The sequence below is a fragment of the Bradyrhizobium sp. AZCC 1578 genome (genome assembly GCF_036924675.1).
GTDB lineage: Bacteria > Pseudomonadota > Alphaproteobacteria > Rhizobiales > Xanthobacteraceae > Bradyrhizobium.
The window spans coordinates 3,082,372-3,106,749 of the sequence record NZ_JAZHRZ010000001.1; the positions used below are offsets into that span (position 1 = coordinate 3,082,372).

Genomic DNA, 24,378 nt, shown 5'->3' on the forward strand with positions numbered 1-24,378 from the left:
TCCGCCGTCAATCACCGCGCGCCGCTGCATGGCTCAGGAGCCCTGCTCCGGCACGATGACGATATTCGCCTTGAACCCTGCCGTCCGAATATACCCCAATAATTTCATCATATCCGTGTAACAGACGTCCTTGTCCCCCCGCAGGTATACCACCCTCTCGGCCTCCGACCGGGTCTCCTTGATCGCCGTTATCTTGGGCAGGAGCTCATTGGCCGGAATCAGCGTGTCCCCGAGATAAAGCTCGACGTTGGAATTGCAGGCACCGCCGGTGCGCTTGACCGACAGCGTCAGCGGCGGCGCGTTGGCCTGCAGTTGCTTGCCGCCGCCGGCGACGGGCAGATCGATATCGATGGTCGAGGTCATCAACGGCGCCGCCACCATGAAGATGATGAGCAGCACCAGCATCACGTCGACCATCGGCGTGACGTTGATCTCCGCCATCACCGCGGCACGACGCCGGCCGCGACGGCCACCACCGCCTCCGGCCGAACCTGCCATGTTCATCGCCATGATCTTGATCTCACGATGCGCTCGTCATTGGCCGCCCTCACGCCCGCTCGTCGATCTGGCGGGACAGGATGGCTGAAAACTCGTCGGCAAAACCTTCCAGCCGCTGCGCCTGCCGGTTCACCTCGGACGTGAACTTATTGTAGAAAATCGTCGCCGGGATGGCGGCGATAAGACCGATAGCGGTCGCAAACAGCGCCTCCGCGATGCCGGGCGCAACGACCGCGAGCGAGGTGTTTTTCGAGGCCGCGATCGACTGGAAGCTTGACATGATGCCCCAGACGGTTCCGAACAGGCCGACGAACGGGCCGGCGGAGCCGACCGTTGCCAGCACCAGAAGCCGCCGCTCCAGCCGCTCGACCTCGCGGGCGATCGAGACGTTCATCACCTTCTCGATCCGCATCTGCAATCCGGCAAAGGAGCGCGACTGGCTCTCGAACGAGCGCTTCCACTCGCGCATGGCGGCGACGAAGCACGCCGCCATCGATTGCGTCGGTTTCGCCGAAAGCGCGCGATAGAGCTCCTCGATCGACTGTCCCGACCAGAACGCCTGTTCGAAGCGGTCCATCGCGCGCTTGGTGCGCGAATAGAGGAAAATCTTGTCGATCGCGATCGCCCAGACCCAGACCGAGCAGGCGAGCAGGCCCAGCATGACCGACTTCACGACCCAGTGGGCCTGCCAGAATAACGCGATCAGCGACACGTCGGCCGAGACGAGCGGCAGAGCTGACGGAGCCACGTCGGCGGGATTCATGAGCAGTATCCTCTCAACGCAAGTGTCCCTAATTCCTCCGGGAGCAAATGGCCGCCGGTTTCACAGCCGCGCGTCGGGCGCGGCGATTTGCGCCAGCGCGAGAGCCTGTTTCCTGTCGCATGGGGGGCCCGCCGAAAGCCGGGCATTGCTTCCCCTGCCAACATGTCAAAACGAGGGCTGCCAGCGCGTCATTCCGTCCCTAACCAGACGCTAAGCTTAGTTAACTTTCGGTTACCAATAGGGAATTCCACTGCCGGAAGTCCAGTGCGGCCGGGCGGTTACGGGGCTCTGGGGTCCGAGTTCCAGGCCCGGATAGGTCGTGCCGGCCGGTGGCTTCGCTCTTCGAGACGGCCGCTCCGCGGCTCCTTCAGGGCGAGAGAACAAGGAATTTGCCGTCGTCCCTGCGAACGCATGCGAACGCAGGGACCCATACTCCGCGGCCGCTATTATTGGAAAGGACCAGATGACAAAGACCTCGCAAAACCAATTGCCGCCGGTGGTTATGGGTCCCTGCGTTCGCAGGGACGACGGAAGAGCTTTCGGACTCAATTTCAAAGAGATCAGAAGTGATTTGCCCATGGCGCATTCGCGCCTTTGTCCACTCTTGCATGCACAGGCCAAGCATGGCTCAGCGGCCTCACGACGTCGTGCCTGCCTGGTTTCGAGCTCGCTTGGAACGCGACCTGCCGCCTAACGTTGTACCGCCCCAGCACTGGCTGGGTACCGAGGTCGCGCCATGAGCGCCCTCAATAGCGCTGAACAGCGAGTGGCGCGGCCCCTCGATCCAGAACGGAGGAGGCTACGCCATGGATGCATTGCGCATTTCCCGCCGGCAATCGATCGCCGGCCTATCCGTCGCAGGACTCGCAGGACTGCTTATTCCACCTGCCTATGCCCAGCAGAAGCGCGAGACCACGGGCGTTGGGATCGGCAAGAAGGGAGCAGCGATCGACGACGAGGACATTTTCACCTTCGCGCTGAACCTCGAATATATGGAAGCCGAGTTCTATCTGCGTGCAACGACCGGCAAGGGCATCAGCGATACCGATGCCGGTATGGATGCCGGCAGGGTGGTGGGCGGCCACGAGGCCCAATTCAAAGAGAAAGCGATCCGCGAGTTCATTGAAGAGACGGCGGAGAACGAACTGGCCCACGTTCGCTTCTATCGCAAGACGCTTGGTCGAAGCGCCATTTCAAGACCAGCGATCGACTTCGACGCCGGCTTCAAGGCTGCTGCTCAGGCAGCCGGATTGCCTGCCGATTTCGATCCCTTTGCCGATGACATGTCGGTCCTGCTCGGCGGCATGCTGTTCGAGGACGTCGGCGTGACTGCCTATACGGGCGCGGCTCCCCTGCTCAAGAAAAAGGAATTCGTGGAGGCTGCGGCGGGGATACTTGCTGTTGAGGCCTACCACATGGGAATGGCGCGCTCCCAGCTCTACATGATGGGCGAGAAGGCATGGGACGCCGCCAACGCAATCTCGGATGCACGGGATAAGATTGACGGGACACCCGAAAAAGAAGACGAGGGGATCAGGGTCGACGGCAAAGCCAACTTCGTGCCTTCGAACCCCGACGCGATCGCCTTCCATCGCACGCCGCAGGAGGTGCTGCGTATCGTCTATCTGACCGACAAGGCCGGCGTCAGCAAGGGCGGGTTCTATCCCAATGGAATGAACGGAGAGCTCAGGAGCACCTGACGGTTCGCAGGTTGGCAAAGCAACGGGTCGCAACTACGGAAAACCAGGCGTCAGCACCTGCCGTTCGTCATGGCCGGGCAAGCAAGCCCAGCCATGACCGGCAAACGAGATTAGTCGAAACGCGCGTTCGTCGTTTTTCCGTCCGGCCCGGTGAGCTGAACCGCGCCCTTGACGGTTTGCTGAAGTGGCGAACCGGCCTTTCCTGCAAGCGCGCCCGACTCGCCCGGCCGTAGTTCGATCCTTTCCGCCCTGCCGCCAACCTGAAAGATGGCGACGCCTTTGAAGCCGGCGGCATTCATCGGCTTTTCGTCGGCGTCGCTGATGAAGATTTCAATACTATCGCCCTTGGTCACGAGTTCGGCGTGATAAGGTTTTGCTTCAGCAAGGCGCCCGCCATGCGGCCCCTTCGATGAGTGAGCCGCGGCTGGCGAGGCCATCAAGGCAATCAGAAGCGCAAAACGAACGACAACGCTTGTGTGTCTCATGTGAATTCTTCCTTTTCCGCGTTGCGTCAGTAGGAGTGAGCCGGAGCGGTTCGTTTGCCCGTGTCGTCGGCCTGCCGCTGCAACAAACGCGCAAGCGGCTTTTTCCCGAACCACAGGAACAGCACCGGCGTCACGACGGTATCGAGCAGTGTCGCGCTGACGAGGCCCCCGAAGATCGTCACCGCAACGGGATGGAGAATCTCCTTGCCCGATTCATCGGCGCCGATCAGGAGCGGCACCAGCGCCACCCCCGCCGACAGCGCCGTCATCAGGACCGGTGTCATCCGTTCGAGGCTTCCCCGGACGACCAGCTCCTTCCCGAACGCCATGCCGTCGTGCAGCGCCAGATTGATATAGTGGCTGATCTTGAGGATGCCGTTGCGCGCGGCGATGCCGGTGAGCGTGACAAAGCCGACCAGGCTCGCAACCGAGAGCGGCTGATCCGTGATGGCCAACGCGGCAACCGATCCGATCAAGGCGAGCGGAATGCCGCCCATGATGATCAGCGCCAGCACCGCGGACCGATAGCGGCTGTACAGGATCGAGAAGATCAGAGAGAGCGAGATGAGCGCGAGAATGCCGATGGTCCGGCTCGCTTCTTCCTGCGCCTGGAAGGTTCCTTCGAGGCTTGCGGTCACGCCCGATGGCAGTTTCGCCGCTTGCAGCTCGCCGCGAATTCCCTCGACCAGCTTGGCCATGTCGGCCTTGGCGTCGGAATTTGCGAGGATGACGATGCGCCGCCGTCCGTTTTCCCGCAAAATCTGATTGGGTCCGTCGGTCTCCGTGATATCGGCGATCTGCCGCGCCGGTATCCATCCGGTCGGCGTCTTGATCAGGAGATCGCCGAGCTTTTCCGTGGTTCGCAGACGGTCCGGCAGGCGCATGACAACGTCGAAGCGGCGATAGCCGTCGACGACGCGCGATATCACGCGGCCGCTTGACAGCCGCGACAATTGCTCGACAACCGCGCCCGGCTGAACCCCGTAAAGCGCGGCGCGGGTATAGTTGACGCGGATTTCAAGCTGCGGAATTCGCACCTGCTTTTCGACCTGGAGGTCCTTGATACCGGGCAGACCGGCGATCCGGCTCCGGATTTCCTCGGCGGTACCGCGCAGGGTGTCGAGATCCTCGCCGAACAGTTTCAAGGCGATCTCTGCCCGGACACCGGAGAGCAGGTGATCGAGCCGGTGCGAGATCGGCTGTCCGACGTTGGCGGATAGCGGCAGGACAGCGAGGCGCGAACGTATGTCGGCAACGATGTCCGCCTTCGCACGATCCGAATGCTTCAACGCGACCTCAAGGTCGGAGGAATGCACGCCTTCCGCATGCTCGTCCAGCTCAGCGCGGCCAGTCCTCCGGCCCACGCTGATCACCTCCGGGACGTCCAGCAGCAGCCGTTCGGCGATTGCGCCGACGCGGTTGGATTCTGCCAGCGAAACGCCGGGATTGAAGGCGAGGTTGATGGTGAACGTGCCTTCGTTGAATGCCGGCAGAAAGGCGCGCTTGAGCTGGAACGCGCCCCATCCCGCCGCCGCTACCGCGATCAAGGTCAGCGCCAGCAGAAGCTTCCCGCGGACGAAGGCCGCATCAAGTGCGGCGCGGTTGATGCGCTTGAGCTGTCGCACCAGCCAGCCTTCGCCCTCCGCCATGCGTTTGGCACCCGGCAGCAGGTAATAGGCCATGACCGGCGTGAGCGTGATCGACACCACAAGGCTTGCGAGAATGGAAATGATGTAGGCTTGGCCGAGCGGGGCGAACAGCCGCCCTTCGACGCCGGAGAGCGCGAACAACGGCACGAACACCAGCACGATGATCGTCGTCGCATAAACGATGCCGGAACGGACTTCGCTGGAGGCGGCAACGACGACGTCGAACACGCTCCGCGAATTGCCCTGCTCCCTGTTTTCCCGCAGCCGCCGAAAGATATTTTCGACATCGACCACCGCGTCGTCGACAAGCTCGCCGATGGCAATCGCAAGTCCGCCGAGCGTCATCGTATTGATCGACAGACCAAGAAGCTTGAAAACGATCGCCGTGGTCAGGATCGATACGGGGATGGCCGTGAGCGAGATGGCCGTGGTGCGCCAATTGAGAAGGAATGCGAACAGGATCACCGAAACGACGATGGCCGCCTCAATCAGAACCCGGCCGACATTACCGAGCGAATTCTCGATGAAGTCCGCCTGGCGAAAGACGACCTCGTCGGCCTTGATGCCGAACGGAAGCGACGGCGCGAGTTCGGAAAGCGCCTGCTCGATCTGACCCGTCAACCGCACGGTATCGATGCCGGGTTGCTTTTCGACCGAGACAATGACGGCGGGCTTGCTCATATACCCGGCATCGCCGCGCTTTATCTTGGGCGCGAAGTCGACATCCGCGACCTGACGCATGTAGACCGGCCTGCCGTCGATGGTGGCCACGACGATGCTTCGCAGATCCTCCAGGCTTGTCGTCCGTCCGATATTCCGGATCAGGTACTCGCGGGTGTTCTGGTCGGTGAAGCCGCCGCCGGTATTGGTTCCGAACTGGGCGAGCGCAAGCTCAAGCTGTTCATAGCTCACCGAAAGCGCTCGCAACGCCGAAGGCTGCGGCGCAATCCGGTATTGCCTGACTTCCCCGCCGATCGGGATCACCTGTGCGACGCCGGGGATGGCGAGCAGGCGCGGACGGATCGTGAAGTCGGCGACCTCGCGCACTTCCATGGGCGATGCCGTATTCGAGGTCACGGCCACGAGAAGGATCTGCCCCATGATCGAGCTGATCGGGGCGATCTGCGAGGTGACATTGAGGGGAAGCTGACTTTGAACCCGTGCCAGACGCTCGGCCACGAGCTGCCGGTTGCGGTAGATATCCGTTCCCCAGTCGAACTCGACGTAGACGATCGAAAGCCCGATTCCCGAAACCGAACGAACGCGGCTGACGCCGGGAACGCCGTTCATCTGGGTTTCGATCGGAAATGTGATGAGCTGCTCGACCTCGGGCGGCGCATAGCCTTCGGACTCCGTCATGATCGTGACCGTCGGGCGGTTAAGATCAGGAAATACGTCCACGGGGAGTTGTCGGGCGGTGTGGGCGCCGAGAACCACGAGCAGGCCGGCCAAGGCGAGCACGAAAAGCCGGTTGCGGAGCGAGGCGCTGACGAGAAGCGAAAACATCAAGACGCCTCCCTTCAGCGTACGTGTTCAAGGAGCTCGGCTCCTTGCGAGACGATTCGCTTGCCGGCGGCAACGCCCGACATGATCAGCACGTTCTCGCCGTCGAGCGGCTCCGCGCGCACGCTCCTCGGCGCGAACCGCTCGGGCCCGACATGCTCATAGACGAAGTCCTGGCCGTTCGAGCCGCGGACAAGGCTGGTACGCGGGACCGCGATTCCTTCTTTCTCTTCCCGCGTCGGGACAAGAACGGTCAGGAACTGCCCCGCCCTCAAGCCGGCGGTATCGCCGACGATGGAAAAATGCACCGGTACCGACTGGCTGCGGTCGGCAAAGCCGGCGCCGCGATATTCAAGGTCGAGGCTCCGGCCCGAATAGGTCGTGGCGCGCGCGCTCGTTGCGCCTTCGATGGTCTCAAAGCTCAATGCTTCGACCCACAGGCGCGACGGATCGACGATGTTGAAGACGATCGAACTCGGCTGCACGATCTGTCCGGCGACCGCAGTGCCTTCCGCGATCACGCCGGCCACCGGAGCGACGAGCGCTTCGGGTTCGCGACGGGCCTTCTCGATCGAGGCGCGGCGGTCGCGCAACCCTTCGAGTTCAAGGCGGGCCTCTTCGAGCTGTGTTCGGGACACGGCACCGCCCGCCGCGAGCTGCTCGTAGCGCGCCACGCGCCGCTCGACGATCGAGATTTGCTGATCCAGTTCACCCTGCCGCTGGCGCATGTCGGACAGATCGATGGCTTGCAAAGGCGGCGTGACGTAGCCCAGAATATCCCCCTGCTTCACGCGGGTGCCGAGCCGGGGAAAGCCGCCCGTCGACGCCGACAGCCGACCACCGACGGAAGACTGCACGTAACCGCTGGCGGCGGGGTCCGGAATGATACGACCGGGAAGCTCGGCGACCTTGGGATGACGCGCCTTCTCCGTCACCAGCGAGCGCAGGGCAAAGATGCGCTGGACGGACTTCGGAACGAACACCGTGCCATCCGAAAGACGTTGGGCACGTTCCTCCGAATTTGCCCTGATCGCGACCTGCCCCTTTTCCTCCTCGTGACCGTGGCCTTCATGCGCCCGGCCTTGCTGCACGCTGCCGGCGAGTGCCATGCAAGCCAGGGCGACAATGGCCGCGCGGCGGCGGCGCAGGGCAACCGCCGCGACAAGAAGACCCGCAACAAATCCGCCACCGACATGCAGAGCCGTGCGCAGGTCGGCTGACGATCCGGCCTGCGCAACCCGCGATGCAGATGTCTGCGGTGGCGTTTCGATGCTTACCGGCAGGATGTCGGTCAGGTCCCTGGCCGAGATCGAAACGACAAGATCGGTTCGGCCGCCCTTGGCGAGCCAGGGCGCCGCCAGCCGATAGGCGCCATCCGGCTGCTCGCTCGGCGTGGCAGGCCCGGCAGGCGTCTCAACGACCAGGCTGGCGCCGGTGACCGGCTCATTGGTCGCGAAACGGTCCACATAGATATCGATGGCGTCGCCGCGAGCGACCGCAACCAGCTCAAATTCTGCGGAGGCGGCTTCGCCGCGCGGCGCCGCACTGACGCTCGCCGGCGGCTCATCGGCGTGGTCATGGCCTTCATGGGCCGGTGCAGCCGTTGGCGTGGCGCAGGTCGCAACAACGGCAAAGGCGATGGCGCGCGAGATGCGCCGAAACTTTCGAAACATGGCAGTCGTCCTCACTCGAGATTCGTGCCGCGAGAAGCGCCACACGCGGGCGCGCTCACGCGGATTCAGCACTCAGAGGGACGTTCTGGGAGGACGCTCGAAAGATTCCGGGGTGCGGCGTACCCCCGCCTGCGACGGCGGAAAACCTAAGCGCGAGATTTTCTGCAGATAAGGAATGAACAGCGATGCACTGGGAAGTCCCGAAGGGCAACACGAGCCGAAGGCCGAGGAGCAGCACCCGCCCATGCAGGGTCTTTCCGGGGACGCTTGATCTCCATCCTGGTCCAGCTTCGCCTCCGCCGCGGCGGAGAGAGTGGCCTGGTGATGGGTGCTTGCCGTCGCAATGGATGCAACACTCGCGTGATGCGCGGCATGATGTTGATGACCAGAATGGGCCTTGGCTGCAGACGGAACGAACGAAAGCACGGCCAAGACGACCGCCATTCCGAGCATTCGCTGCATCATTCCAAGGAACATCATTTGCCGATTATAGGACGAACGCCGCCGCAGTTACAGCGTTTCAAGGTTGCCGTCCATGCAAAACAAACCGCCCACCTGCTTCTCGCAGATGGGCGGTTGTATCCGCCGTCAGGCGTCATGGGGGCATCACGCCCGCGGCTGAATGCGCATTTCGAGCTCAGCCCTGCTGCGGCTGGTCGTTCGGCGGGGTCGGGCGCTGCTTGTGCTGCGCCATGAAGGCGTCGAACTCTTCCTTGTCCTTGGCGTGGCGCAGACGCTCGAGGAAATTCTTGAATTCGACTTGCTCTTCCTCGAGCCGGCGCAGGGTTTCCATGCGGTACTCGTCGAAGGCGCGGTTGCCGCTGGACGGCGGGCCGAAGCCGAAGCCGCCAAAGCCGCGGCGCTCCATGCGGTCGCGCATCCGGTCCATCTTGTACTGCATCCGCTCCATCTTGTTCTGCCAGCGGTCTCCGTGGCTCCAGCAACCCATTTTTCTGCTCCCTAGTGTGAAAAAGAGAAGGGCAAGCCCGATCGGCCACCAGATGATGAAGCCGAGGATAGTCACCACGATCCAGCCGGGGTGCCAGGGGCTCTCAAGCATATGCGGTCGATAGGTCTGTTCCGTCGGACCGCGCCATCGATTGACATCTGCGGTGTAGGCCATTTCCCTCTCCATGACGGCGATCACGCCGTTGTGAATGTAAATAACATTTACATACCTAAACCATCCCGCGTTTTTGTCAAGCGCGCGGCTGGACGCACCTTCGAAAAATTATTTGCGGGTTCCCCAAGGGCCTGAGGGCGCGCCACCTTCCGGCGGCACCGGCGGCGGGCCGGACGGTTTCTGGTCTGACGGCCGGCGGTCGGTCGGGAAGCCGAGGCCGCGCAGATAAATCAGCACTTCCGCTTCCAACAGTTCTTCCGGCGACATCGGCAATTTGCGGCGCGCGGCGTCGCCGCGGCCGAACAGCGAGGCTATGCCGTGCGACATCGACCAGATATGCAGCGCCATCATCATCGCCGGCGGCCGCGGCGTTCCGGGCGGCGTCATCGCCGCCAGCCGCTCGGCGGCAGCGCGGATAATGGCGAATGCGCGCTCGCTCGCAGCCATCAATGTCGGGTTGGAATCGACTGGAATCCCGGATTCGAACATCGCCGAATAGAACGCCGGCTCGTTGCGCGCGAAGGCGAGATAGGCCTTGCCGACCCGCTCGAACGCCGTGACCGTGTCGGGGCGGCCGTCGTCCCAGGCCTGCGTCAGCAGCGCCTCAAACTGCTCGAAGCCGCGCTGCGCGATCGAGGACAGCAATTCGTCGCGGTCGCGAAAATGGCGGTAGGGCGCGGCCGGACTGACGCCGGCCATGCGTGCGGCGTCCGCAAAGGTGAAGCCGGCCGGGCCCTTTTGCGTAATCAGGTCGAGCGCCGCCTGCAGCAATGCCTCTTTCAGATTGCCGTGATGGTAGCCACGCTCGCCGCGGCGGTCCTTTTGCCAGCTCATGTTAAAGGCTTTTACATGAGGTGGCCGTAAAGGTCACTTAATTTGAGGCCGTTAACTGGTGTTCATCAAGATTAACGGCGTACGGGCGGCGCAAATTCCGACGATTCCAGCCGCCCCGGTCTAACCGCCCGGGATCGGAAGGACCGGCATGATCTCCACGCGCTCGCCGGGAAAGATCGTAAAGTGCGGGTGGTTCTCGAACATCTTTGCGGCGTCCTCATGCGAGCCGGCGCACACCACCGTGAAGGCGCCCATCTCGTTGGCGACGTCGGCAATACCGTTTGAATCGACCTTCTTGGTCTTGCCGAGCGGGCCGCCCATGGCGACGAGCGCCGCCTGGTGCTTTTCGACCCAGGCCTTCCATGCCGCTATTCCCTGCTGCTCCCTGGCGCGCCGCTCAGCCTCCGGCAGCGCATTCCAGGCCGCCATTTTCGCACTGGTCTTGCTGCCGAGGAAGACGGCGAGGAACGTATCGTTGGTGCTCATGAGGTTTCTCCTCCCTTGCGGTTGACGGATTGCGATAGGCCTGTCGACTTGACGGCGCGCGGAGCCCAGTTACTCCAGGTTCACCGCGCCTTGTGCGCATTTCCCTTCTGCAGCTCCTCGAAGCCTTTGGCGGCCTGCTGCACTTCCTCCGAGAAATCACCGATTTCCTGCACCTGGCGGATTTCGATGATCTCGTTTTCGGACGCCGGGCACTTCTTCGCCCACTCGATCGCCTCCTCGCGCGACTTCACGTTGATCATCCAGTAGCCGCCGAGCACTTCCTTGGCCTCCGTGAACGGGCCGTCGGTAACGACGGGCTTGCCGGTGGCGAAGGAGACCCGCGCACCCATCGAGGGCGGATGCAACCCGTCGAGCGCGATCAGCACGCCGGCCTCCTTCAGCGCCTCGTTGTATTTCATCATCGCCTTGACCCGTTCAGGGTCGAGCTGAACGTCCGGCGGCGCGGTCTCATAGCCCAAGGGGATCATCAGCATCATGAATCGCATGGTGGGTGTCCTTGTTCGGGTGTGGTCATTCCGGGATGGTCCGAAGGACCAGACCTCAGATGTGCAATTGCAGATCGGGGAATCCTTGGATTCTCAGGTGCGCAATGGCGCACCATAGTTCGATGGTTCGCATCGCCCGGAATGACGGGAGAATTATTTCTTCGCAGTCTGCGCCCGCAGCCGCTCTTCCTGCTCGCGAAGTTCAGGCGTGAGGGCTTCGCCGAAATCCTCGGTCGAAAACACCTGGCGGATCTCGACCTCGTCTCCATCGCCGAACGGCGCGCGCTTCATCCAGCCGATCGCTTCATCGAGCGATTTGGCGTTGATCAGCCAGAAGCCGGCGACGAGATCACCCGAGTGCGGGAACGGACCGCGGCTGGCACTGCCCTGCCCGCCTGCATACCTGATCCGCGCACCATTCGAGGTCGGATGCAGGCCCTCGCCCGCTTCCATCATGCCCGCCTGGACCAACTCCTCGTTGAATTTGCCCATCGCCGCCAGTTGTTCCGTAGTCGGCATCACGCCTGCTTCCGAATCCTTGTTTGCCTTCACAATCACCATGAATCGCATCGTCATTCTCCGTATTGATCTTCTTGGGCCAGCCACTTGCCGCGTCGGCCTTCGTCAACAAGACGAGCGGGCTTTTACGCCGCCGACATGTCCTGCAAAATTATTTCGGAAGTAATTTGACCAGCCGGCCGGTCAATCGTCGATCGCCTGATAGGCCGAGGTCCAGAAGTCGGTCATTACCCGCGGCGGCTGCGGCGATTCCAGCATTCGCTGGGTCAGGACGATCCCGGTGAGGCCTTCGCTGGGGTCGGAATACCAGGACGTGCCGTAGCCGCCGTACCAGCCGAAACGGCCGGGCGTATGAGCGAGATCGTCACGCCGGGTGAAGACCGAGACGCCAAAACCCCAGCCGCTGTTGTCGCCGAAAAAGAGTTCGGAACCCTGCTTTTGCTCGGAGGTGAGTTGATCGCTCGTCATCAGTTCAACCGACGGACGCGACAGAATGCGTTCCCTGCCGAGCCGGCCACCATTCAGCAGCATCTGGGCAAACGCGTTGAAATCGTCGGCAGTCGACACCAATCCGGCGGCGCCATTCTCGAACACCGGCGGGCTTGCATATTTGCCGGTGGCAGGATCATCGAACACTTTCAATTCGCCGCTCGCTTGATCGCGCGCATAGGCGGTCGTGAGCCGGGCGCGCTTTTCCTCGGGCACGTGGAAGCCGGTGTCTTTCATGCCGAGCGGCGCGAAGATGCGATCGCCCAGGAAATTTGCAAGGCTCATGCCCGCGACGCGCGCGATCAGCACGGAGAGGATTTCGCTGCCGCTGTTGTAGAGCCAGCGCTCGCCGGGCTGATAGATCAGCGGCAGCGTGCCGTAGCGGCGCATCAATTCGTCCGGTGGAAACGAGGGAAACACCGGCCCAGGCGCAAAGCCCGCTTCCGCAATCGCCTTCTGGATCGGATAGCGATCGGGAAATATCGGGATCATGCCAAGGCCGAGCCGGAAGGTCAGGAGATCGCGCAGCGTGATGGCGCGCTTCGCCGGCATCGTATCGTCGATGGCTGCGTCGATCGCACGCAGCACCTTGCGGTCGGCCAATTCCGGCAGAAAGGCATCGACCGGGTCATCGAGCCGCAATTTGCATTCCTCGACCAGGATCATCGCGGCCGCCGCCGTCACCGGCTTTGTCATGGAAGCGATGCGAAAGATGCTGTCGCGCTGCATCGGCGTGCCGCCGATCGCCATGCTTCCCATGGCATCGACATGAATTTCGCCGCGGCGGCTGACCAGCGCCACCAGGCCGGGAACACCGCCGTGCTCGACATGCCCCGAGAGGACCTCATGCAAACGGCCGAGCCGCGATCTCGACAGTCCACCGGCATTTGAATTTGTCGGCATGGCTTATGCTCCTCTCGGAATTGCAACCGGCCTCTCCGCCACGACGATCCGGCCTGCCATCCTGGTAGGCCGCGCCGAAATAGACATCGATGCGCTTTACCTTGTCGCCGTCGAACACGAAGAATTCGGTATTGCGGAAGCTCTTTCCGCCCTTGGCCGTGCAGCGGTAGGTCACAAAGGCTTGATCGCCGTCGACGAGAATCCGCTCCAGCTCGTGCCGTTCGATCCAGTCGCTGTTCTGCCAGCAGCGCGCGAAATAGGTCGCCTTATCGACGTTGTCATCGAACGGACTGGTGAAGCGGAAATCCTCGCTGAAGGCATTCTCGACGAATTGGCGATCGTTGGACAGATAAGCTGCGAAGATCTTGCGGATCGTCTCCGCCTTGTTTGCTTCGGCCATTCAGCGCTCCTTTAGGGCTCTTTGGGCACCATCTGGAAATACGGCTCGGCCTCCTTCAACACACGCGCGACGGAGGGGCGCACTTTCAGCCGTTCGAGATAGGCGCTGAGGTTTTTCTGCGCTTCGCCGAACGGCACCGCCATGTTGCCGTAGAACAATGACGGCACTGCCGCGCAATCGGCGAGGCTGAAATCCTGGCCCATCGCCCAGCCGCCGTTCTCCATCTGCTGCTCGATCATGGCATAGGAAATGTGCAACTGCGCCCGCGCCTCCTCGACGCCGTACGGGTCCCGCTTGCCCTCGGGCCGCAGCCGGTCCGTCACGATCTTCTGCATCGGCAGATGCACATAGAGATCGTAGAAGCGGTCGCGCAGCCGGGTCTGCAAGGCGCGGACGGGATCGTCGGGAATAAGCCGGGCGCGGCCGCGATAGTATGAATCGAGATATTCGACGATGATGCTGGATTCCGGCACGGTCTGATCCCGTGCATCGTCGCGCAGCACCGGGAACTTGCCGATCCCCCACAGCTTCAGCAGCGCGGCGCGCTCGGCCGGATTGCCGAGATCGACGAGATTCGGCCGGAACGGAATGTCGTTCTCGTAGAGCGCGATCAGCGCCTTCCAGCAGAACGAGGCCAGCGGGTGGAAGTGCAGCGTCAGCGACATGGAAAACTCCGGTTTGCCGTTTGCAAGACGATCCGCGTCTGGTGATGCCGACATTTATGGCGCCGGCACGTAGCGCAGGATCACGATGCCGGTCGACAACGGCCGGCTGTCGAGCAGCTTCAGCTTGACCTTTTCGCCCGGCTTGAACAGCGGCGTTCCGCCGCCGAGGATGACAGGGCTTACCGCGATACGGAACTCGTCGATCAGCCCATGCGGGATCAGGCTGCTGGCGAGATCGGCGCTGCCGAACAGAAAAATGTCCTTGGCGCTGTCGCGCTTCAGCCGTGCGACGGTCTCCGGCACATCGGCGCTGAACACCTGGGTGTTGTTCCAATCGGATTTCTTCACCGTGCGCGAGAAGACATATTTCGGCGCGGCATTCATGAAGTCGGCAACCTTGCCTGTCGCGCTCGGCCAGTGGCCCGCCATCAGCTCATAGGTGACGCGGCCGAACAGCAATCCGCCGGCGGCGGTCATCTGCTCGATCGACAATTGCTCCAGCTCCTCGCCCCAGACGTCGGAATGCCAGGAAATGTCGCGGTTCGGGCCTTCAACGAAGCCGTCCAGCGTCATCAGGTTCCACATGATCAAGTTCGCCATTGCGATCTCTCCCTAAACTGATTGCGAATTGCAACTGGTTGCAGGATGACCGAACTGGTGCAATATTGCAAGCAGTTTTTTGAGGGTGCCTTGGTGCCCGCCTTTGGAGACGACCATGACCGATGCCCAGCGCTCCGGCTGCCCGATCAATCTTTCGCTGGAAGTGCTCGGCGACAAATGGAGCCTTTTGATCATCCGCGACATGATGTTCGGCAACCGGCGGCATTTTCGCGAGCTTCTGACCAAATCGGAGGAAGGCATCTCCTCCAACATCCTCGCCGACCGGCTGAAGACCCTGCTTGAGCAGGGCATCATCACCCGCGAGGACGATCCCACGCACAAGCAGAAGGGAATCTATTCGCTGACGGAGCAAGGCATCGAGCTCTTGCCCGTTCTCGCGCAGATGGCGGCCTGGGGTTACAAATATCTACCCGTCACCGAGGAACTCGGCATCCGCGCACGGCTGCTCAGCGAGGGCGGACCGAAAATGTGGGCCGAATTCATGGACGAGTTGCGCGAGAGCCATCTCGGCGCCAAACGGCGCAGGCGTAGCGGTCCTTCGGTCGGTGAGCGACTGCAGGCAGCGTATGAAAGCGTCGTGAACGGAAGATAGCCAAGGGTCCCCGGCCGCATGCTCCTCGGCGCGGGCGTCGCGCGGGGGAACATTCCCTAAGATCAGCATTACGTCGCGATGCTATCCGTCATCTTACGGAGAATATCGTTAACGCATTCTTTTTTCATTTGATCAAACGTGGCTCGGACAAGGGGGCTCGGCGGCATTAACCAGCAGCCTCGTCATTTACCCATGCAATGAGGCCTACGGTGTTTCAATTTCTCAAGAGCTCCTCGACAGACAAAGCGCTTGCCGACGCTCTCGGCCGCTCGCAGGCCGTTATCGAGTTCGGCATGGACGGCACGATTCTCACCGCCAACAACAATTTCCTCAAGGCCCTCGGCTACTCGCTCGGCGAAATCAAGGGCAAGCATCACAGCATGTTCGTCGATCCGTCGCAGCGCGACAGCCAAGCGTATCGCGACTTCTGGACAGCGCTCAAGCGCGGCGAATACCAGGCCGCCGAATACAGGCGGATCGGCAAGGGCGGTAAGGAAGTCTGGATCCAGGCGACCTACAACCCCGTGCTCGACGGCAGCGGCAAACCCTGCAAGATCGTGAAATTCGCGACCGACATCACTGCCCGCAAGATCAAGAGCATGGAGGATGCCAGCCAGGTCGCCGCGATAAACCGTACGCAGGCGGTCATTGCGTTCGAGATGGACGGCACCGTCATCACCGCCAATGACAACTTCCTGAAAGCGATGGGCTACGCGCTCGCCGAAATCAAGGGCAAGCATCACAGCATGTTCGTCGGTCCGTCGGAGCGCGACAGCGCCGCCTACCGGCAGTTCTGGGCGGGCCTCAACCGCGGCGAAAGCCAACAGGCCGAGTACAAGCGGATCGGCAAGGGCGGGAAGGAAGTCTGGATTCTCGCCTCCTACAACCCCGTGCTCGATGAGAAGGGCAAGCCGTTCCGGGTGGTGAAATTCGCCACCGATATCACCAGCCAGAAACTTTCGACCGCCGATCTCGCCGGCCAGATTGCCGCCATCGGCAAGGCGCAGGCCGTGATCGAGTTCAAGATGGACGGTACCATCATCGGCGCCAACCAGAACTTCCTCCGGACAGTCGGTTACGCGCTGGACGAGATCCGCGGCCGGCACCACAGCATGTTCGTCGAGCAGACGGAGCGCGACAGCGCGGCCTATCGTGAATTCTGGGCGGCGCTCAACCGCGGGGAATATCAGGCGGCCGAATACAAGCGGATCGGCAAGAACGGCAAGGAGGTCTGGATCCAGGCGTCCTACAATCCGATCCTCGACCTCAACGGCAAGCCGTTCAAGGTGGTGAAATACGCCACCGACACCACCGCGCAGGTGCTGGTCCGGATGGGCAACGAGCGCGTGCGCGGCATGATGGAATCGGTGGCGGCAGGCGCCGAGGAACTGAACGCCTCGGTCCGGGAAATCTCCGAAGCCATGACCAAGTCGCGCGAGACGGCGGCGACCGCGGTCGGGCGGGTCGAGGCGGCCGACGCCCAGGCGCAGCGGCTGAACGAAGCGGCGCAGGCGATGAGCGGCATCGTGGAGCTGATCGGCAACATCACCGGCCAGATCAACCTCTTGGCGCTCAATGCGACGATCGAATCGGCGCGCGCCGGCGAGGCCGGACGCGGCTTTGCCGTGGTGGCTTCCGAGGTCAAGAACCTCGCCACCCAGGCCAAGCAGGCGACCGACAAGATCGGCCAGGAGATCAGCAATCTCAACGGCATCTCCGGCGACGTCGTCGGCGCGCTCGACAGCATCAAGAGTGCGATCCAGGGCGTCAGCGAATATGTCACCGCCACCGCGGCCGCAGTCGAGGAGCAGAGCACGGTGACCGGCGAGATGTCGGCCAACATGCAGCGCGCCGCCGCGGAAGCGAAGGCGATCGCGCAGCGCGCGGGCGGCTAGATACCATCATCGAATGCGTCAGGTACGGGACAGCCGCCCGTACCGGATTGCTATGCCGGGCTCAGCCGGCAGCGCTGAAGTCTGCATCACTGTCGCCGGGACATGCGACGGGGGCTGGGTTATAGGAGCGGGAAATCTTCTCTCTCGCAAACGGACCCGCCCATGCCCCCCTCCCCGCAAAAAGTTGCTCTCGTCACCGGCGCCGCGCGCGGCATCGGGCTTGCGACGGCGAAACGCTTTCTCGCCGAGGGCTGGCAGGTAGCGCTGCTCGACATCGAAGGCGAATTGCTGCGCGGCGCGGTCGAAGGCCTCGCCGACCCCGACAATACGCTGGCGCTGCATTGCGACGTCTCCGACGGCAAGGCGGTGGCGAACGCTGTGGCGGCGGTGAGCGAGCGTTTCGGCCGGCTCGACGCGCTGGTCAACAATGCCGGGATCGCGGTGTTCGCGCCGCTGCTCGACACCTCGGATGACGACTGGAACCGCATCCTGCAGGTCAACCTCACCGGCCCATTCCTGTGCACCAAGGCGGCGGCGTCCTTGATGCGCGAACATGGCGGCGGCGCGATCGTCAACGTCACGTCAATCTCGGCAGTGCGCGCCTCCACGCTGCGCTCGGCCTACGGCACCAGCAAGGCGGGGCTCGCGCATCTGACAAAGCAGCTAGCCGTAGAACTCGCTTCACTCGGCATTCGCGTCAACGCCGTAGCGCCCGGCCCGGTCGAGACCGCGATGGCAAAGCAGGTCCACACGCCGGAAATCCGCGCCGACTATCACGACGCCATTCCGCTCAACCGGTATGGCCTCGAAGAGGAACTGGCGGAAGCGATCTTTTTCTTGTGCAGCGATCGCGCGAGCTACATCACCGGGCAGATCCTCGCAGTCGATGGCGGTTTTGATGCCGCCGGCATCGGTCTGCCGACGCTGCGGGGCCAGCGGCGGAACGGGTAGTTCCTCGGTGGCTGTGTTGCTTGGAGTGCGGATCAGAGCCCAGTACGAATGACCTTGGCTGGCGGCCCGTCATTGCTGGATCGAGGAGGCAGATCATTGTTCAGCGCGCCGCGATGCAGCAACACCGTCCTTTCCAGTGGAACATCCGCTCGCATACTCGGCGTTCCCAGTGCGAACGCCGTCACGAGCAATAAAATGCCCGCACAGATAATGCTGAGAAAGAAATGATCCATGCGGTCCACAACGAAGGGCTGCACAGTTCGTTCCGCTGGGCTGCGCGGCAATTTCGATAAGCAGCGCTGCGCTTCTCGGCGACCGTAAGCCCGGTTCCGCGTGGCTCGTGAAGCTACGGTGGACACCGCCGCCTTGTTACCATGGATCCTGCTGGCGCGCGCCGCACTCACCTGCCACGCCGGGGTTGGCAACCTTACCGGGCCCGGGGGTCTCCGACGCGGACGCTTGACCAAACCTTGCCACATGTCCCAGCGTAACTGGGCCGGGGGCAGTGCTGACGGAGGAGCTGCACATGGGAATGGCGGTCATCAAGCTCATCGTTGTCGCCGCCGCGCTGTTGGCGGCAATTATGCCGGTGCGGGCCGAGATTCGCATTCTCGCCAGTCCCGGCGGACAGGTCGGGCCGTTTCTCGAACTGTTCGATCGCGTGCGCGAGACCGGGGAGCGGGTGGTGATCGACGGGCCATGCCTGTCCGCCTGCACGCTGGTGCTGATGACGGTGCCGGCCGAGCGCATCTGCGTGACGCGCCGGGCAGTCCTCGGATTCCACGCCGCGCGCTCGATCGACGGCCGCGGCCGGATCTATGCCGAGCCGGAAGCCTCGCGCGCGGTGCAGGCAGCCTATCCCGACCAGGTGCGGGATTGGATCAGCCGGCACGGTGGACTGACGTCGCGGATGTTGCTGCTGCGCGGGCGTGACCTGGCGGCGATCTATCCAAGGTGCAGATAGGATTCGTCGCTGTGTAGGGTGGGCTAAGGCGCACTTCGCGCCGTGCCCACCATCTTCCTTGTGGCGCGAATGGTGGGCACGCGGAGCCTGTCATCACTCCGCGAGCGCCCTTGCGCTCGTCGCTGGGCGCGCGTTCGCGCGACCCGTTGGCTTTGCCCACCCTACGGCTACGAATTTGCGCTCACATATCTTCCTTGGGGCAGTTCACCATCCAGGGAATGCCGAACTTGTCGACACACATGCCGAAGCCGTTGGAGAAGAAGGTCTTGCCGAACGGCATCCTGATCGTGCCGCCCTCGGCGAGCGCATTGAAGCGGCGTTCGGCGTCGGCGGGATCTTCGACCGCCAGCGCAACCGACATGCCCTGCGGCTGATGGTAATCGCCGGGCGTCGCGTCGGAGGCCATCAGCACTTCGCCGTCGATGGTGATGCGGGCATGCATGATCTTGGTTTTCCAGTCCGCCGGGACCGGCATGTCGGCGGGCCCCTCGCCATACGGCATCTTCGCTTCGATCCGAGCGCCCAACACCTTCTGATAATAGTTCAGCGCTTCCTCGCAATTGCCGTTGTAAAACAGATAGGGATTGACCTGCATCGGTGGCTCCTTTGGTTGTCGATCAGTCGCGTCCGCGGCGTTCCCCGGATGAAGTGCAGCGCGTTGGCGATGCGCTGCTGTTCCGGGGTCCATCAATTGGGTCCCGGCTCTGCAGCGCACCACTTCGCGGTGCGCCGCGTCCGGGACACGAGCGCGGCAACACTCATTTTTCGGTGAGCGTCTTCAGATTGGCGAGACCAGCTTCGAAATCCCTGCCGATCATGCGATCCAGGTTCATGAACACCTGGATCAGCCTCGACATGAAGTTCGCCGGACCATGCATCAGCCATGTGACATGGGTGCCATCGCCCTGCGGCAGCATTGTGAACTCGGCGGTGTTGTGGCCTTCGAACGGCTTGAAGAAATCGAGCTTGATGACGATTTTCTGCGGCGCCGCGGCCTCGAGAATTTCCATGCGGCCGGAACCGACATTCTTGTCGCCGTCCCAGGCATAGACGGCACCCTTGCCGCGCTCCGCACCGCTATAGGTGCGCTTCATCGCCGGGTCCTTCTGCTCGTAGGGCGACCAGCTCCGCCACTGCTGAAAGTCGGAGATCAGCGGAAATATCCTTTCCGCCGGCGCCTTGATGCTGATCGCGCGCTGTACCCGTAACGTATTCGGCTTGGTCGCGGCGAGAATGAGCACGATGGCGACGGCAATCGCCAATATGGCGGCGATAACGGTAATGACTTCCAGCATGTCGAGCTCCGTGAACAATCGGTTGAAGCTAATCAGCGGCGAAGGGGGATCAAGCTGCGCAGGTTCTTGTCGCGCAGCCACAGCCCGCCCCACAGCATCAGGCCGAGATAGAGCCCGAACAGCGTGTGCGTAAGCAGGGGGCTATCGATCCGCACATGCGAAGCGATCGCGCCGCCGAGATAGCCGGTGAGCAGGATGGCCCCTAGGATCGAGGTCGGCGGAATGGCGTAGAGCACGGTGCAGACGATGGTGATGGCGCCGAGGCCGCGCATCAGCGCGTCGCTCGAACCGTAACCCATTCGGTCCATGGTTTCGGTGACGACCGGCCACGGCACCAGCTTGATGGCGCCGTCGATCAGAAGGAACAGGATGACGAGGCCGGAGAGGATGCGGCCCGTCCAGCGTGCCGGGTTTGAGACAGGCGCGGTCTCGGCGATGACGGTCATGATCGGTCCCCGTTGTCTTGAATGGCTGCTCGGATTCAAGACGAACGGGGGTAGCGGAAACCGACAGGGTGAGCGAAATTTTTCGACAAGGACGCCGTAATGCCCCGGGCTAGTCCCGGCATGATCATTGCTCGCGGTGTGCATCACCCTCCCCTGGAAGGGTAGGGTCGGTTCGCATGTAGCGCAGCGAAATGCGAAACGGGGTGGGGTGATCTCTCAACTCGGGCTCTGTTGGATGCGGAGAGACCGTCACCCCACCTCGGTTCGCATTTCATGCGAACCGATCCTCCCCCTCCAGGGGAGGATAAGAGGAAGAGCTTACTTCCCGGCCTTCTTGCCGCGGGGCTGGCTGTCGCGCTGCAGGCGGTCGAGGTGCATGCGGATGTGGGCGGCTTCGGCCGAGGTGTTGGCGAGCGCGATGGCGCGGTCGAAGGCCACGCGGGCCTCGTCGTTGCGGCCGAGCTGCATCAGGAAGGCGCCGCGCACGCCGAAGAAATGAAAATAGTTCGACAGTCGCGCCGCCAAGGGCTCGATCATGTCGAGCGCGGCTTCCGGCCCTTTCACCTTGGACACCGCGACCGCGCGGTTCAAGGTCACCACCGGCGACGGCTGCATGATCTCCAGCGCGCCATAGAGCAGGTCGATCTGGGTCCAGTCGGTATCCTCGGGCTTCTCGGCGCGGGCATGCAGGGCGGCGATCGCGGCCTGGACCTGATAGGGGCCACTGCGGCGATGGCGCATCGCCTTGTCGATCAGCGCCAGCCCCTCGGCGATCAGAGCCTTGTTCCATTTCGAACGGTCCTGGTCGTCGAGCAGGATCACGGCGCCATCGGCATCGAACCGCGCATCTGCCCGCGCATGCTGCAGCAGCAACAGCGCGGTCAACCCCATGATCTCGGGCTCGCTCTGGAACAACCGCAGCAGCAGCCGCGCCAGGCGAATGGCCTCCTCGCACAAAGGTGCGCGAATCTCGGCGGTGTCGCCAGAGGCCGAGTAGCCCTCGTTGAAAATCAGGTAGATCATGGCGGCGACGGAGGCGAGGCGCTCGGAGCGCTCCGCTGCGCCCGGCGTTTCGAACGGCACGTTGGCATCGGCGACGCGCGCCTTCGCCCGCGTGATGCGCTGCTCCATCGCGGCTTCCGAGACCAGGAAGGCGCGCGCGATCTGCTTCACCGTGAGACCCGAGACGATGCGCAGCGCGAGCGCGATCTGCTGCGTCGCCGGCAGGTCCGGATGGCAGCAGATGAACAACAGCCGCAGGATGTCGTCGCGGTAATGCGAGCCGTCGAGCCGCTCGGCAAGCTCCTCCTCGGCGTCGTCGAGGTCGGAGATCGCCTCATCCTCGGGCAGCGCCGTCTGCTTCCTGCCGCGCCTGATGTCGTCGATCGCGACATTGCGCCCGACCATGATCAGCCACGCCGCCGGATCGCGCGGCGGGCCGTTTTGCGGCCAGCTCTTCAGCGCGCGCAGGCAGGCGTTCTGAAAAGCTTCCTCGGCGGTATCGAGGTTACGGAAATAGCGCAGCAGCGCGCCGACCGCCTGGGGGCGAGCCGAAGTCAGTGCGGCATCGATCCAGGCAGTATCGGTCATGGCTGCACGCTCCCCGCCGTGAAGTGGCCGACGGGACGGATCTCGTAGGCGCCGCCGGGATTGGCCGCGCCGAGATCGCGGGCGACGCCGAGCGCCTCGTCGAGGTCCTTGCAGTCGACGAGATAGAAGCCGAGCAACTGTTCCTTGGTTTCGGCATAGGGGCCGTCCAGCACCAGCGGCGGATCGTCCTTGCGCAGCGTGGTCGCCGCCGTGGTCGGCAACAGACGCGCGACCGGGCCGAGCCGGCCCTGTTTGGTCAATTTGTCCTGCACAACGGACAATTTCTTCATGACCGCGGCGTCCTGTTCCTTGGTCCAGGAACCGACGGTGTCTTCATCGTGATAGCAAAGAATGGCGTACAGCATGAGGCTCAAGCATCTCCGTTGTCTTGATGACGAACGATTATGCCCGGAGCCGACAGGCGCGTCGAAGAAATTTTGAAAATGCCCTGCCTGCCGTCAGGGACCTACAATCGGCGGCGGTGGTGGATTGAAATGCCTGTAGGCATGAATGGCCGCCTTGGAACAAAGGCTGCACACACCGAGAATGAGAACGATGCACCTGAGCGTTTTCATCCGACGGCCCCGACTCTGATTGACCATGCAAGGTCTCCCTTGTCGGATGAAAGGAGGCTAGAGAAACACCTCGGTCCGCGATGTGAGGCGGGTCACGCCGGGTTGGCGACGCGAAAGGAATGGCAATGACGAAGGGTGCGCTTGCGCTGCTGGTGCATGGCGGGACCGAAAACTGGTCGCCGCAGCGCTGGAAGAGCCGGTTCGACGAGGTTTGCGCTGGGCGGTCCGTGCTACTGTTGCCGGATGCGTCGTTCGATCCAGCGGAGGTGCATTACGCGGCGGTGTGGAAGCCGCATCCGGGCGAGCTTGCCGCCTTCCCCAACCTGCGTGTCATCTTCAATCTCGGCGCGGGCGTCGATGCGCTGATGGCCGATCGCTCATTGCCTGACGTGCCGCTGGTGCGCGTCGCGGTCGGCGACCTCACCGCGCGGATGACCGAATATGTCGTGCTGCATGTCCTGATGCACCACCGGCAGGAGCCGTACTTGCGGGAATCGCAGCGCGAAAAGCGTTGGGCGCCGAAATCGCAATGGGCGGCGGGCGCAATTACGGTCGGTATCATGGGGCTGGGTACGCTCGGCACTGACGCCGCCGACGTGCTGCGGCGGCTGGGCTTTCGTGTCGCAGGCTGGAGCCGCAGCCCGCGAACGATCGAGGGCATCGAATGCTTTCACGGCGAAGCGCAGCTCGAGGCATTCCTGCGGCGCACCGACATTCTGGTATGCCTCCTGCCGCTGACGCCGGAGACGCGGCACATTCTCAATCGCGGGCTGTTTGAGAAACTGAATCGCACGAGCCCGCTCGGCGCGCCGGTCGTGATCAACGCCGGCCGCGGCGGCCTGCAGAACGAGGCCGACATTTTGCAATGCCTCGATGACGGCACGCTCGGCGGCGCCTCGCTCGACGTCTATGCCACCGAGCCGCTGCCCGCCGACAGCCGGTTCTGGACCCATCCAAAGGTGGTGCTGACCCCGCACAATGCCGCCGATACCGATCCCGACGAGATATCGAAATACGTCGCGCAGCAGATCGCGCGGTTTGAGGAAGGCGGCGCGCTGGAGAATGTGGTGGATCGAAAGCGGGGCTATTGACGATGTCGTCGTCCCTGCGAACGCAGGGACCCATACGCCGCGGCCCGCGGAAATGGCACAAGGCGAGACGGCTTTGCTTCAACGACGAAGCGCAGTGGTTATGGGCCCCTGCGTCCGCAGGGGCGACGGATAGAGTGTCGGCCGATCTCAAACAATCAGGTC

Annotated in this window: 26 protein-coding genes; 6 read left to right on the forward strand and 20 right to left on the reverse strand. The window is 63.0% G+C overall.

Annotation, left to right across the window (positions count from 1 at the left end):
* Positions 1 to 33: 33 nt before the first annotated feature.
* Entirely contained in the window at positions 34 to 510 is a 477-nt protein-coding gene (locus V1290_RS14705) for a biopolymer transporter ExbD (protein WP_065743115.1), read from the reverse strand.
* A gap of 37 nt (positions 511 to 547) precedes the next feature.
* Positions 548 to 1,261: a protein TolQ gene (tolQ, locus tag V1290_RS14710; RefSeq protein WP_028351338.1), complete on the reverse strand. Its 714-nt coding sequence runs from the start codon at positions 1,259 to 1,261 to the stop codon at positions 548 to 550.
* An 806-nt stretch (positions 1,262 to 2,067) separates the two neighbouring features.
* Between tolQ and V1290_RS14715 the strand changes: the two genes are divergently transcribed.
* The gene (locus tag V1290_RS14715) at positions 2,068 to 2,961 is read left to right on the forward strand and encodes a ferritin-like domain-containing protein (protein WP_334365073.1); all 894 of its coding nucleotides are present in this window, start codon (positions 2,068 to 2,070) and stop codon (positions 2,959 to 2,961) included.
* A 110-nt stretch (positions 2,962 to 3,071) separates the two neighbouring features.
* On the opposite strand, the gene V1290_RS14720 is transcribed toward V1290_RS14715, so the two are convergent.
* The 12 genes from V1290_RS14720 to V1290_RS14775 all read right to left on the reverse strand — a co-directional run bounded on the left by V1290_RS14720 (position 3,072) and on the right by V1290_RS14775 (position 14,796).
* Complete coding sequence (locus V1290_RS14720; RefSeq protein ID WP_334365074.1) at positions 3,072 to 3,446, reverse strand: hypothetical protein; 375 nt, start codon at positions 3,444 to 3,446, stop codon at positions 3,072 to 3,074.
* A gap of 26 nt (positions 3,447 to 3,472) precedes the next feature.
* Positions 3,473 to 6,601 (reverse strand): efflux RND transporter permease subunit, encoded by a 3,129-nt coding sequence (locus V1290_RS14725; RefSeq protein WP_334365075.1) that lies wholly within the window; start codon positions 6,599 to 6,601, stop codon positions 3,473 to 3,475.
* 14 nt (positions 6,602 to 6,615) lie between these two features.
* Positions 6,616 to 8,271 (reverse strand): efflux RND transporter periplasmic adaptor subunit, encoded by a 1,656-nt coding sequence (locus V1290_RS14730; RefSeq protein ID WP_334365077.1) that lies wholly within the window; start codon positions 8,269 to 8,271, stop codon positions 6,616 to 6,618.
* A 637-nt stretch (positions 8,272 to 8,908) separates the two neighbouring features.
* Entirely contained in the window at positions 8,909 to 9,394 is a 486-nt protein-coding gene (locus V1290_RS14735; protein WP_334365078.1) for a DUF2852 domain-containing protein, read from the reverse strand.
* A gap of 108 nt (positions 9,395 to 9,502) precedes the next feature.
* Positions 9,503 to 10,228 carry a TetR/AcrR family transcriptional regulator gene (locus tag V1290_RS14740; protein WP_334365079.1) on the reverse strand — a complete coding sequence of 242 codons (726 nt, stop codon included), beginning with the start codon at positions 10,226 to 10,228 and terminating at the stop codon, positions 9,503 to 9,505.
* A 120-nt stretch (positions 10,229 to 10,348) separates the two neighbouring features.
* Positions 10,349 to 10,714 carry a hypothetical protein gene (locus V1290_RS14745; protein ID WP_334365080.1) on the reverse strand — a complete coding sequence of 122 codons (366 nt, stop codon included), beginning with the start codon at positions 10,712 to 10,714 and terminating at the stop codon, positions 10,349 to 10,351.
* 80 nt (positions 10,715 to 10,794) lie between these two features.
* A complete protein-coding gene (locus V1290_RS14750; protein WP_334365081.1) occupies positions 10,795 to 11,220 on the reverse strand; it encodes a YciI family protein in 426 nt (141 codons plus the stop codon).
* A gap of 153 nt (positions 11,221 to 11,373) precedes the next feature.
* Positions 11,374 to 11,790: a YciI family protein gene (locus V1290_RS14755; RefSeq protein ID WP_334365082.1), complete on the reverse strand. Its 417-nt coding sequence runs from the start codon at positions 11,788 to 11,790 to the stop codon at positions 11,374 to 11,376.
* Positions 11,791 to 11,922: 132 nt separating this feature from the next.
* On the reverse strand, positions 11,923 to 13,131 hold the full coding sequence (locus V1290_RS14760; protein WP_334365083.1) for a serine hydrolase domain-containing protein: 1,209 nt from the start codon (positions 13,129 to 13,131) through the stop codon (positions 11,923 to 11,925).
* Complete coding sequence (locus V1290_RS14765; RefSeq protein ID WP_334365084.1) at positions 13,073 to 13,531, reverse strand: nuclear transport factor 2 family protein; 459 nt, start codon at positions 13,529 to 13,531, stop codon at positions 13,073 to 13,075. The genes V1290_RS14760 and V1290_RS14765 overlap by 59 nt, the downstream gene beginning before the upstream one ends.
* A gap of 11 nt (positions 13,532 to 13,542) precedes the next feature.
* Entirely contained in the window at positions 13,543 to 14,196 is a 654-nt protein-coding gene (locus V1290_RS14770) for a glutathione S-transferase family protein (RefSeq protein WP_334365085.1), read from the reverse strand.
* Positions 14,197 to 14,250: 54 nt separating this feature from the next.
* Positions 14,251 to 14,796, reverse strand: a complete 546-nt coding sequence (locus V1290_RS14775; RefSeq protein WP_334365086.1) for a dihydrofolate reductase family protein — start codon at positions 14,794 to 14,796, stop codon at positions 14,251 to 14,253.
* A 115-nt stretch (positions 14,797 to 14,911) separates the two neighbouring features.
* On the opposite strand from V1290_RS14775, the gene V1290_RS14780 reads away from it, so the two are divergent.
* From V1290_RS14780 to V1290_RS14790, 3 genes are all read left to right on the forward strand, one after another.
* The gene (locus tag V1290_RS14780) at positions 14,912 to 15,409 is read left to right on the forward strand and encodes a winged helix-turn-helix transcriptional regulator (RefSeq protein ID WP_334365087.1); all 498 of its coding nucleotides are present in this window, start codon (positions 14,912 to 14,914) and stop codon (positions 15,407 to 15,409) included.
* A gap of 209 nt (positions 15,410 to 15,618) precedes the next feature.
* On the forward strand, positions 15,619 to 17,304 hold the full coding sequence (locus tag V1290_RS14785; RefSeq protein ID WP_334365088.1) for a methyl-accepting chemotaxis protein: 1,686 nt from the start codon (positions 15,619 to 15,621) through the stop codon (positions 17,302 to 17,304).
* Between the two features lie 162 nt (positions 17,305 to 17,466).
* The gene (locus V1290_RS14790) at positions 17,467 to 18,255 is read left to right on the forward strand and encodes an SDR family NAD(P)-dependent oxidoreductase (protein WP_334365089.1); all 789 of its coding nucleotides are present in this window, start codon (positions 17,467 to 17,469) and stop codon (positions 18,253 to 18,255) included.
* 32 nt (positions 18,256 to 18,287) lie between these two features.
* On the opposite strand, the gene V1290_RS14795 is transcribed toward V1290_RS14790, so the two are convergent.
* Positions 18,288 to 18,512, reverse strand: coding sequence for a hypothetical protein (locus V1290_RS14795; RefSeq protein ID WP_334365090.1), 225 nt, complete (start codon positions 18,510 to 18,512; stop codon positions 18,288 to 18,290).
* Positions 18,513 to 18,781: 269 nt separating this feature from the next.
* On the opposite strand from V1290_RS14795, the gene V1290_RS14800 reads away from it, so the two are divergent.
* On the forward strand, positions 18,782 to 19,219 hold the full coding sequence (locus V1290_RS14800) for a hypothetical protein (protein WP_442893678.1): 438 nt from the start codon (positions 18,782 to 18,784) through the stop codon (positions 19,217 to 19,219).
* A 181-nt stretch (positions 19,220 to 19,400) separates the two neighbouring features.
* On the opposite strand, the gene V1290_RS14805 is transcribed toward V1290_RS14800, so the two are convergent.
* The 5 genes from V1290_RS14805 to V1290_RS14825 all read right to left on the reverse strand — a co-directional run bounded on the left by V1290_RS14805 (position 19,401) and on the right by V1290_RS14825 (position 22,915).
* Positions 19,401 to 19,814, reverse strand: a complete 414-nt coding sequence (locus tag V1290_RS14805; protein ID WP_334365091.1) for a VOC family protein — start codon at positions 19,812 to 19,814, stop codon at positions 19,401 to 19,403.
* Between the two features lie 163 nt (positions 19,815 to 19,977).
* On the reverse strand, positions 19,978 to 20,514 hold the full coding sequence (locus tag V1290_RS14810; RefSeq protein WP_334365092.1) for an SRPBCC family protein: 537 nt from the start codon (positions 20,512 to 20,514) through the stop codon (positions 19,978 to 19,980).
* A 32-nt stretch (positions 20,515 to 20,546) separates the two neighbouring features.
* A complete protein-coding gene (locus tag V1290_RS14815) occupies positions 20,547 to 20,960 on the reverse strand; it encodes a DoxX family protein (protein ID WP_334365093.1) in 414 nt (137 codons plus the stop codon).
* Between the two features lie 318 nt (positions 20,961 to 21,278).
* Entirely contained in the window at positions 21,279 to 22,550 is a 1,272-nt protein-coding gene (locus tag V1290_RS14820; protein ID WP_334365094.1) for an RNA polymerase sigma factor, read from the reverse strand.
* Positions 22,547 to 22,915: a YciI family protein gene (locus tag V1290_RS14825; RefSeq protein ID WP_028349210.1), complete on the reverse strand. Its 369-nt coding sequence runs from the start codon at positions 22,913 to 22,915 to the stop codon at positions 22,547 to 22,549. Before V1290_RS14825 ends, V1290_RS14820 begins: the two co-directional genes overlap by 4 nt.
* A gap of 335 nt (positions 22,916 to 23,250) precedes the next feature.
* On the opposite strand from V1290_RS14825, the gene V1290_RS14830 reads away from it, so the two are divergent.
* Positions 23,251 to 24,216 (forward strand): 2-hydroxyacid dehydrogenase, encoded by a 966-nt coding sequence (locus tag V1290_RS14830; protein ID WP_334365095.1) that lies wholly within the window; start codon positions 23,251 to 23,253, stop codon positions 24,214 to 24,216.
* Positions 24,217 to 24,378 lie beyond the last annotated feature (162 nt).

Bases quoted from the DNA above. Each gene is read 5' to 3' on its own strand.
- V1290_RS14705 (WP_065743115.1), bottom strand. From the start codon at position 510: ATGGCGATGAACATGGCAGGTTCGGCCGGAGGCGGTGGTGGCCGTCGC.
- tolQ (WP_028351338.1), bottom strand. From the start codon at position 1,261: ATGAATCCCGCCGACGTGGCTCCGTCAGCTCTGCCGCTCGTCTCGGCC.
- V1290_RS14715 (WP_334365073.1), top strand. From the start codon at position 2,068: ATGGATGCATTGCGCATTTCCCGCCGGCAATCGATCGCCGGCCTATCC.
- V1290_RS14720 (WP_334365074.1), bottom strand. From the start codon at position 3,446: ATGAGACACACAAGCGTTGTCGTTCGTTTTGCGCTTCTGATTGCCTTG.
- V1290_RS14725 (WP_334365075.1), bottom strand. From the start codon at position 6,601: ATGTTTTCGCTTCTCGTCAGCGCCTCGCTCCGCAACCGGCTTTTCGTG.
- V1290_RS14730 (WP_334365077.1), bottom strand. From the start codon at position 8,271: ATGTTTCGAAAGTTTCGGCGCATCTCGCGCGCCATCGCCTTTGCCGTT.
- V1290_RS14735 (WP_334365078.1), bottom strand. From the start codon at position 9,394: ATGGCCTACACCGCAGATGTCAATCGATGGCGCGGTCCGACGGAACAG.
- V1290_RS14740 (WP_334365079.1), bottom strand. From the start codon at position 10,228: ATGAGCTGGCAAAAGGACCGCCGCGGCGAGCGTGGCTACCATCACGGC.
- V1290_RS14745 (WP_334365080.1), bottom strand. From the start codon at position 10,714: ATGAGCACCAACGATACGTTCCTCGCCGTCTTCCTCGGCAGCAAGACC.
- V1290_RS14750 (WP_334365081.1), bottom strand. From the start codon at position 11,220: ATGCGATTCATGATGCTGATGATCCCCTTGGGCTATGAGACCGCGCCG.
- V1290_RS14755 (WP_334365082.1), bottom strand. From the start codon at position 11,790: ATGCGATTCATGGTGATTGTGAAGGCAAACAAGGATTCGGAAGCAGGC.
- V1290_RS14760 (WP_334365083.1), bottom strand. From the start codon at position 13,131: ATGCCGACAAATTCAAATGCCGGTGGACTGTCGAGATCGCGGCTCGGC.
- V1290_RS14765 (WP_334365084.1), bottom strand. From the start codon at position 13,531: ATGGCCGAAGCAAACAAGGCGGAGACGATCCGCAAGATCTTCGCAGCT.
- V1290_RS14770 (WP_334365085.1), bottom strand. From the start codon at position 14,196: ATGTCGCTGACGCTGCACTTCCACCCGCTGGCCTCGTTCTGCTGGAAG.
- V1290_RS14775 (WP_334365086.1), bottom strand. From the start codon at position 14,796: ATGGCGAACTTGATCATGTGGAACCTGATGACGCTGGACGGCTTCGTT.
- V1290_RS14780 (WP_334365087.1), top strand. From the start codon at position 14,912: ATGACCGATGCCCAGCGCTCCGGCTGCCCGATCAATCTTTCGCTGGAA.
- V1290_RS14790 (WP_334365089.1), top strand. From the start codon at position 17,467: ATGCCCCCCTCCCCGCAAAAAGTTGCTCTCGTCACCGGCGCCGCGCGC.
- V1290_RS14800 (WP_442893678.1), top strand. From the start codon at position 18,782: ATGGGAATGGCGGTCATCAAGCTCATCGTTGTCGCCGCCGCGCTGTTG.
- V1290_RS14805 (WP_334365091.1), bottom strand. From the start codon at position 19,814: ATGCAGGTCAATCCCTATCTGTTTTACAACGGCAATTGCGAGGAAGCG.
- V1290_RS14810 (WP_334365092.1), bottom strand. From the start codon at position 20,514: ATGCTGGAAGTCATTACCGTTATCGCCGCCATATTGGCGATTGCCGTC.
- V1290_RS14815 (WP_334365093.1), bottom strand. From the start codon at position 20,960: ATGACCGTCATCGCCGAGACCGCGCCTGTCTCAAACCCGGCACGCTGG.
- V1290_RS14820 (WP_334365094.1), bottom strand. From the start codon at position 22,550: ATGACCGATACTGCCTGGATCGATGCCGCACTGACTTCGGCTCGCCCC.
- V1290_RS14825 (WP_028349210.1), bottom strand. From the start codon at position 22,915: ATGCTGTACGCCATTCTTTGCTATCACGATGAAGACACCGTCGGTTCC.
- V1290_RS14830 (WP_334365095.1), top strand. From the start codon at position 23,251: ATGACGAAGGGTGCGCTTGCGCTGCTGGTGCATGGCGGGACCGAAAAC.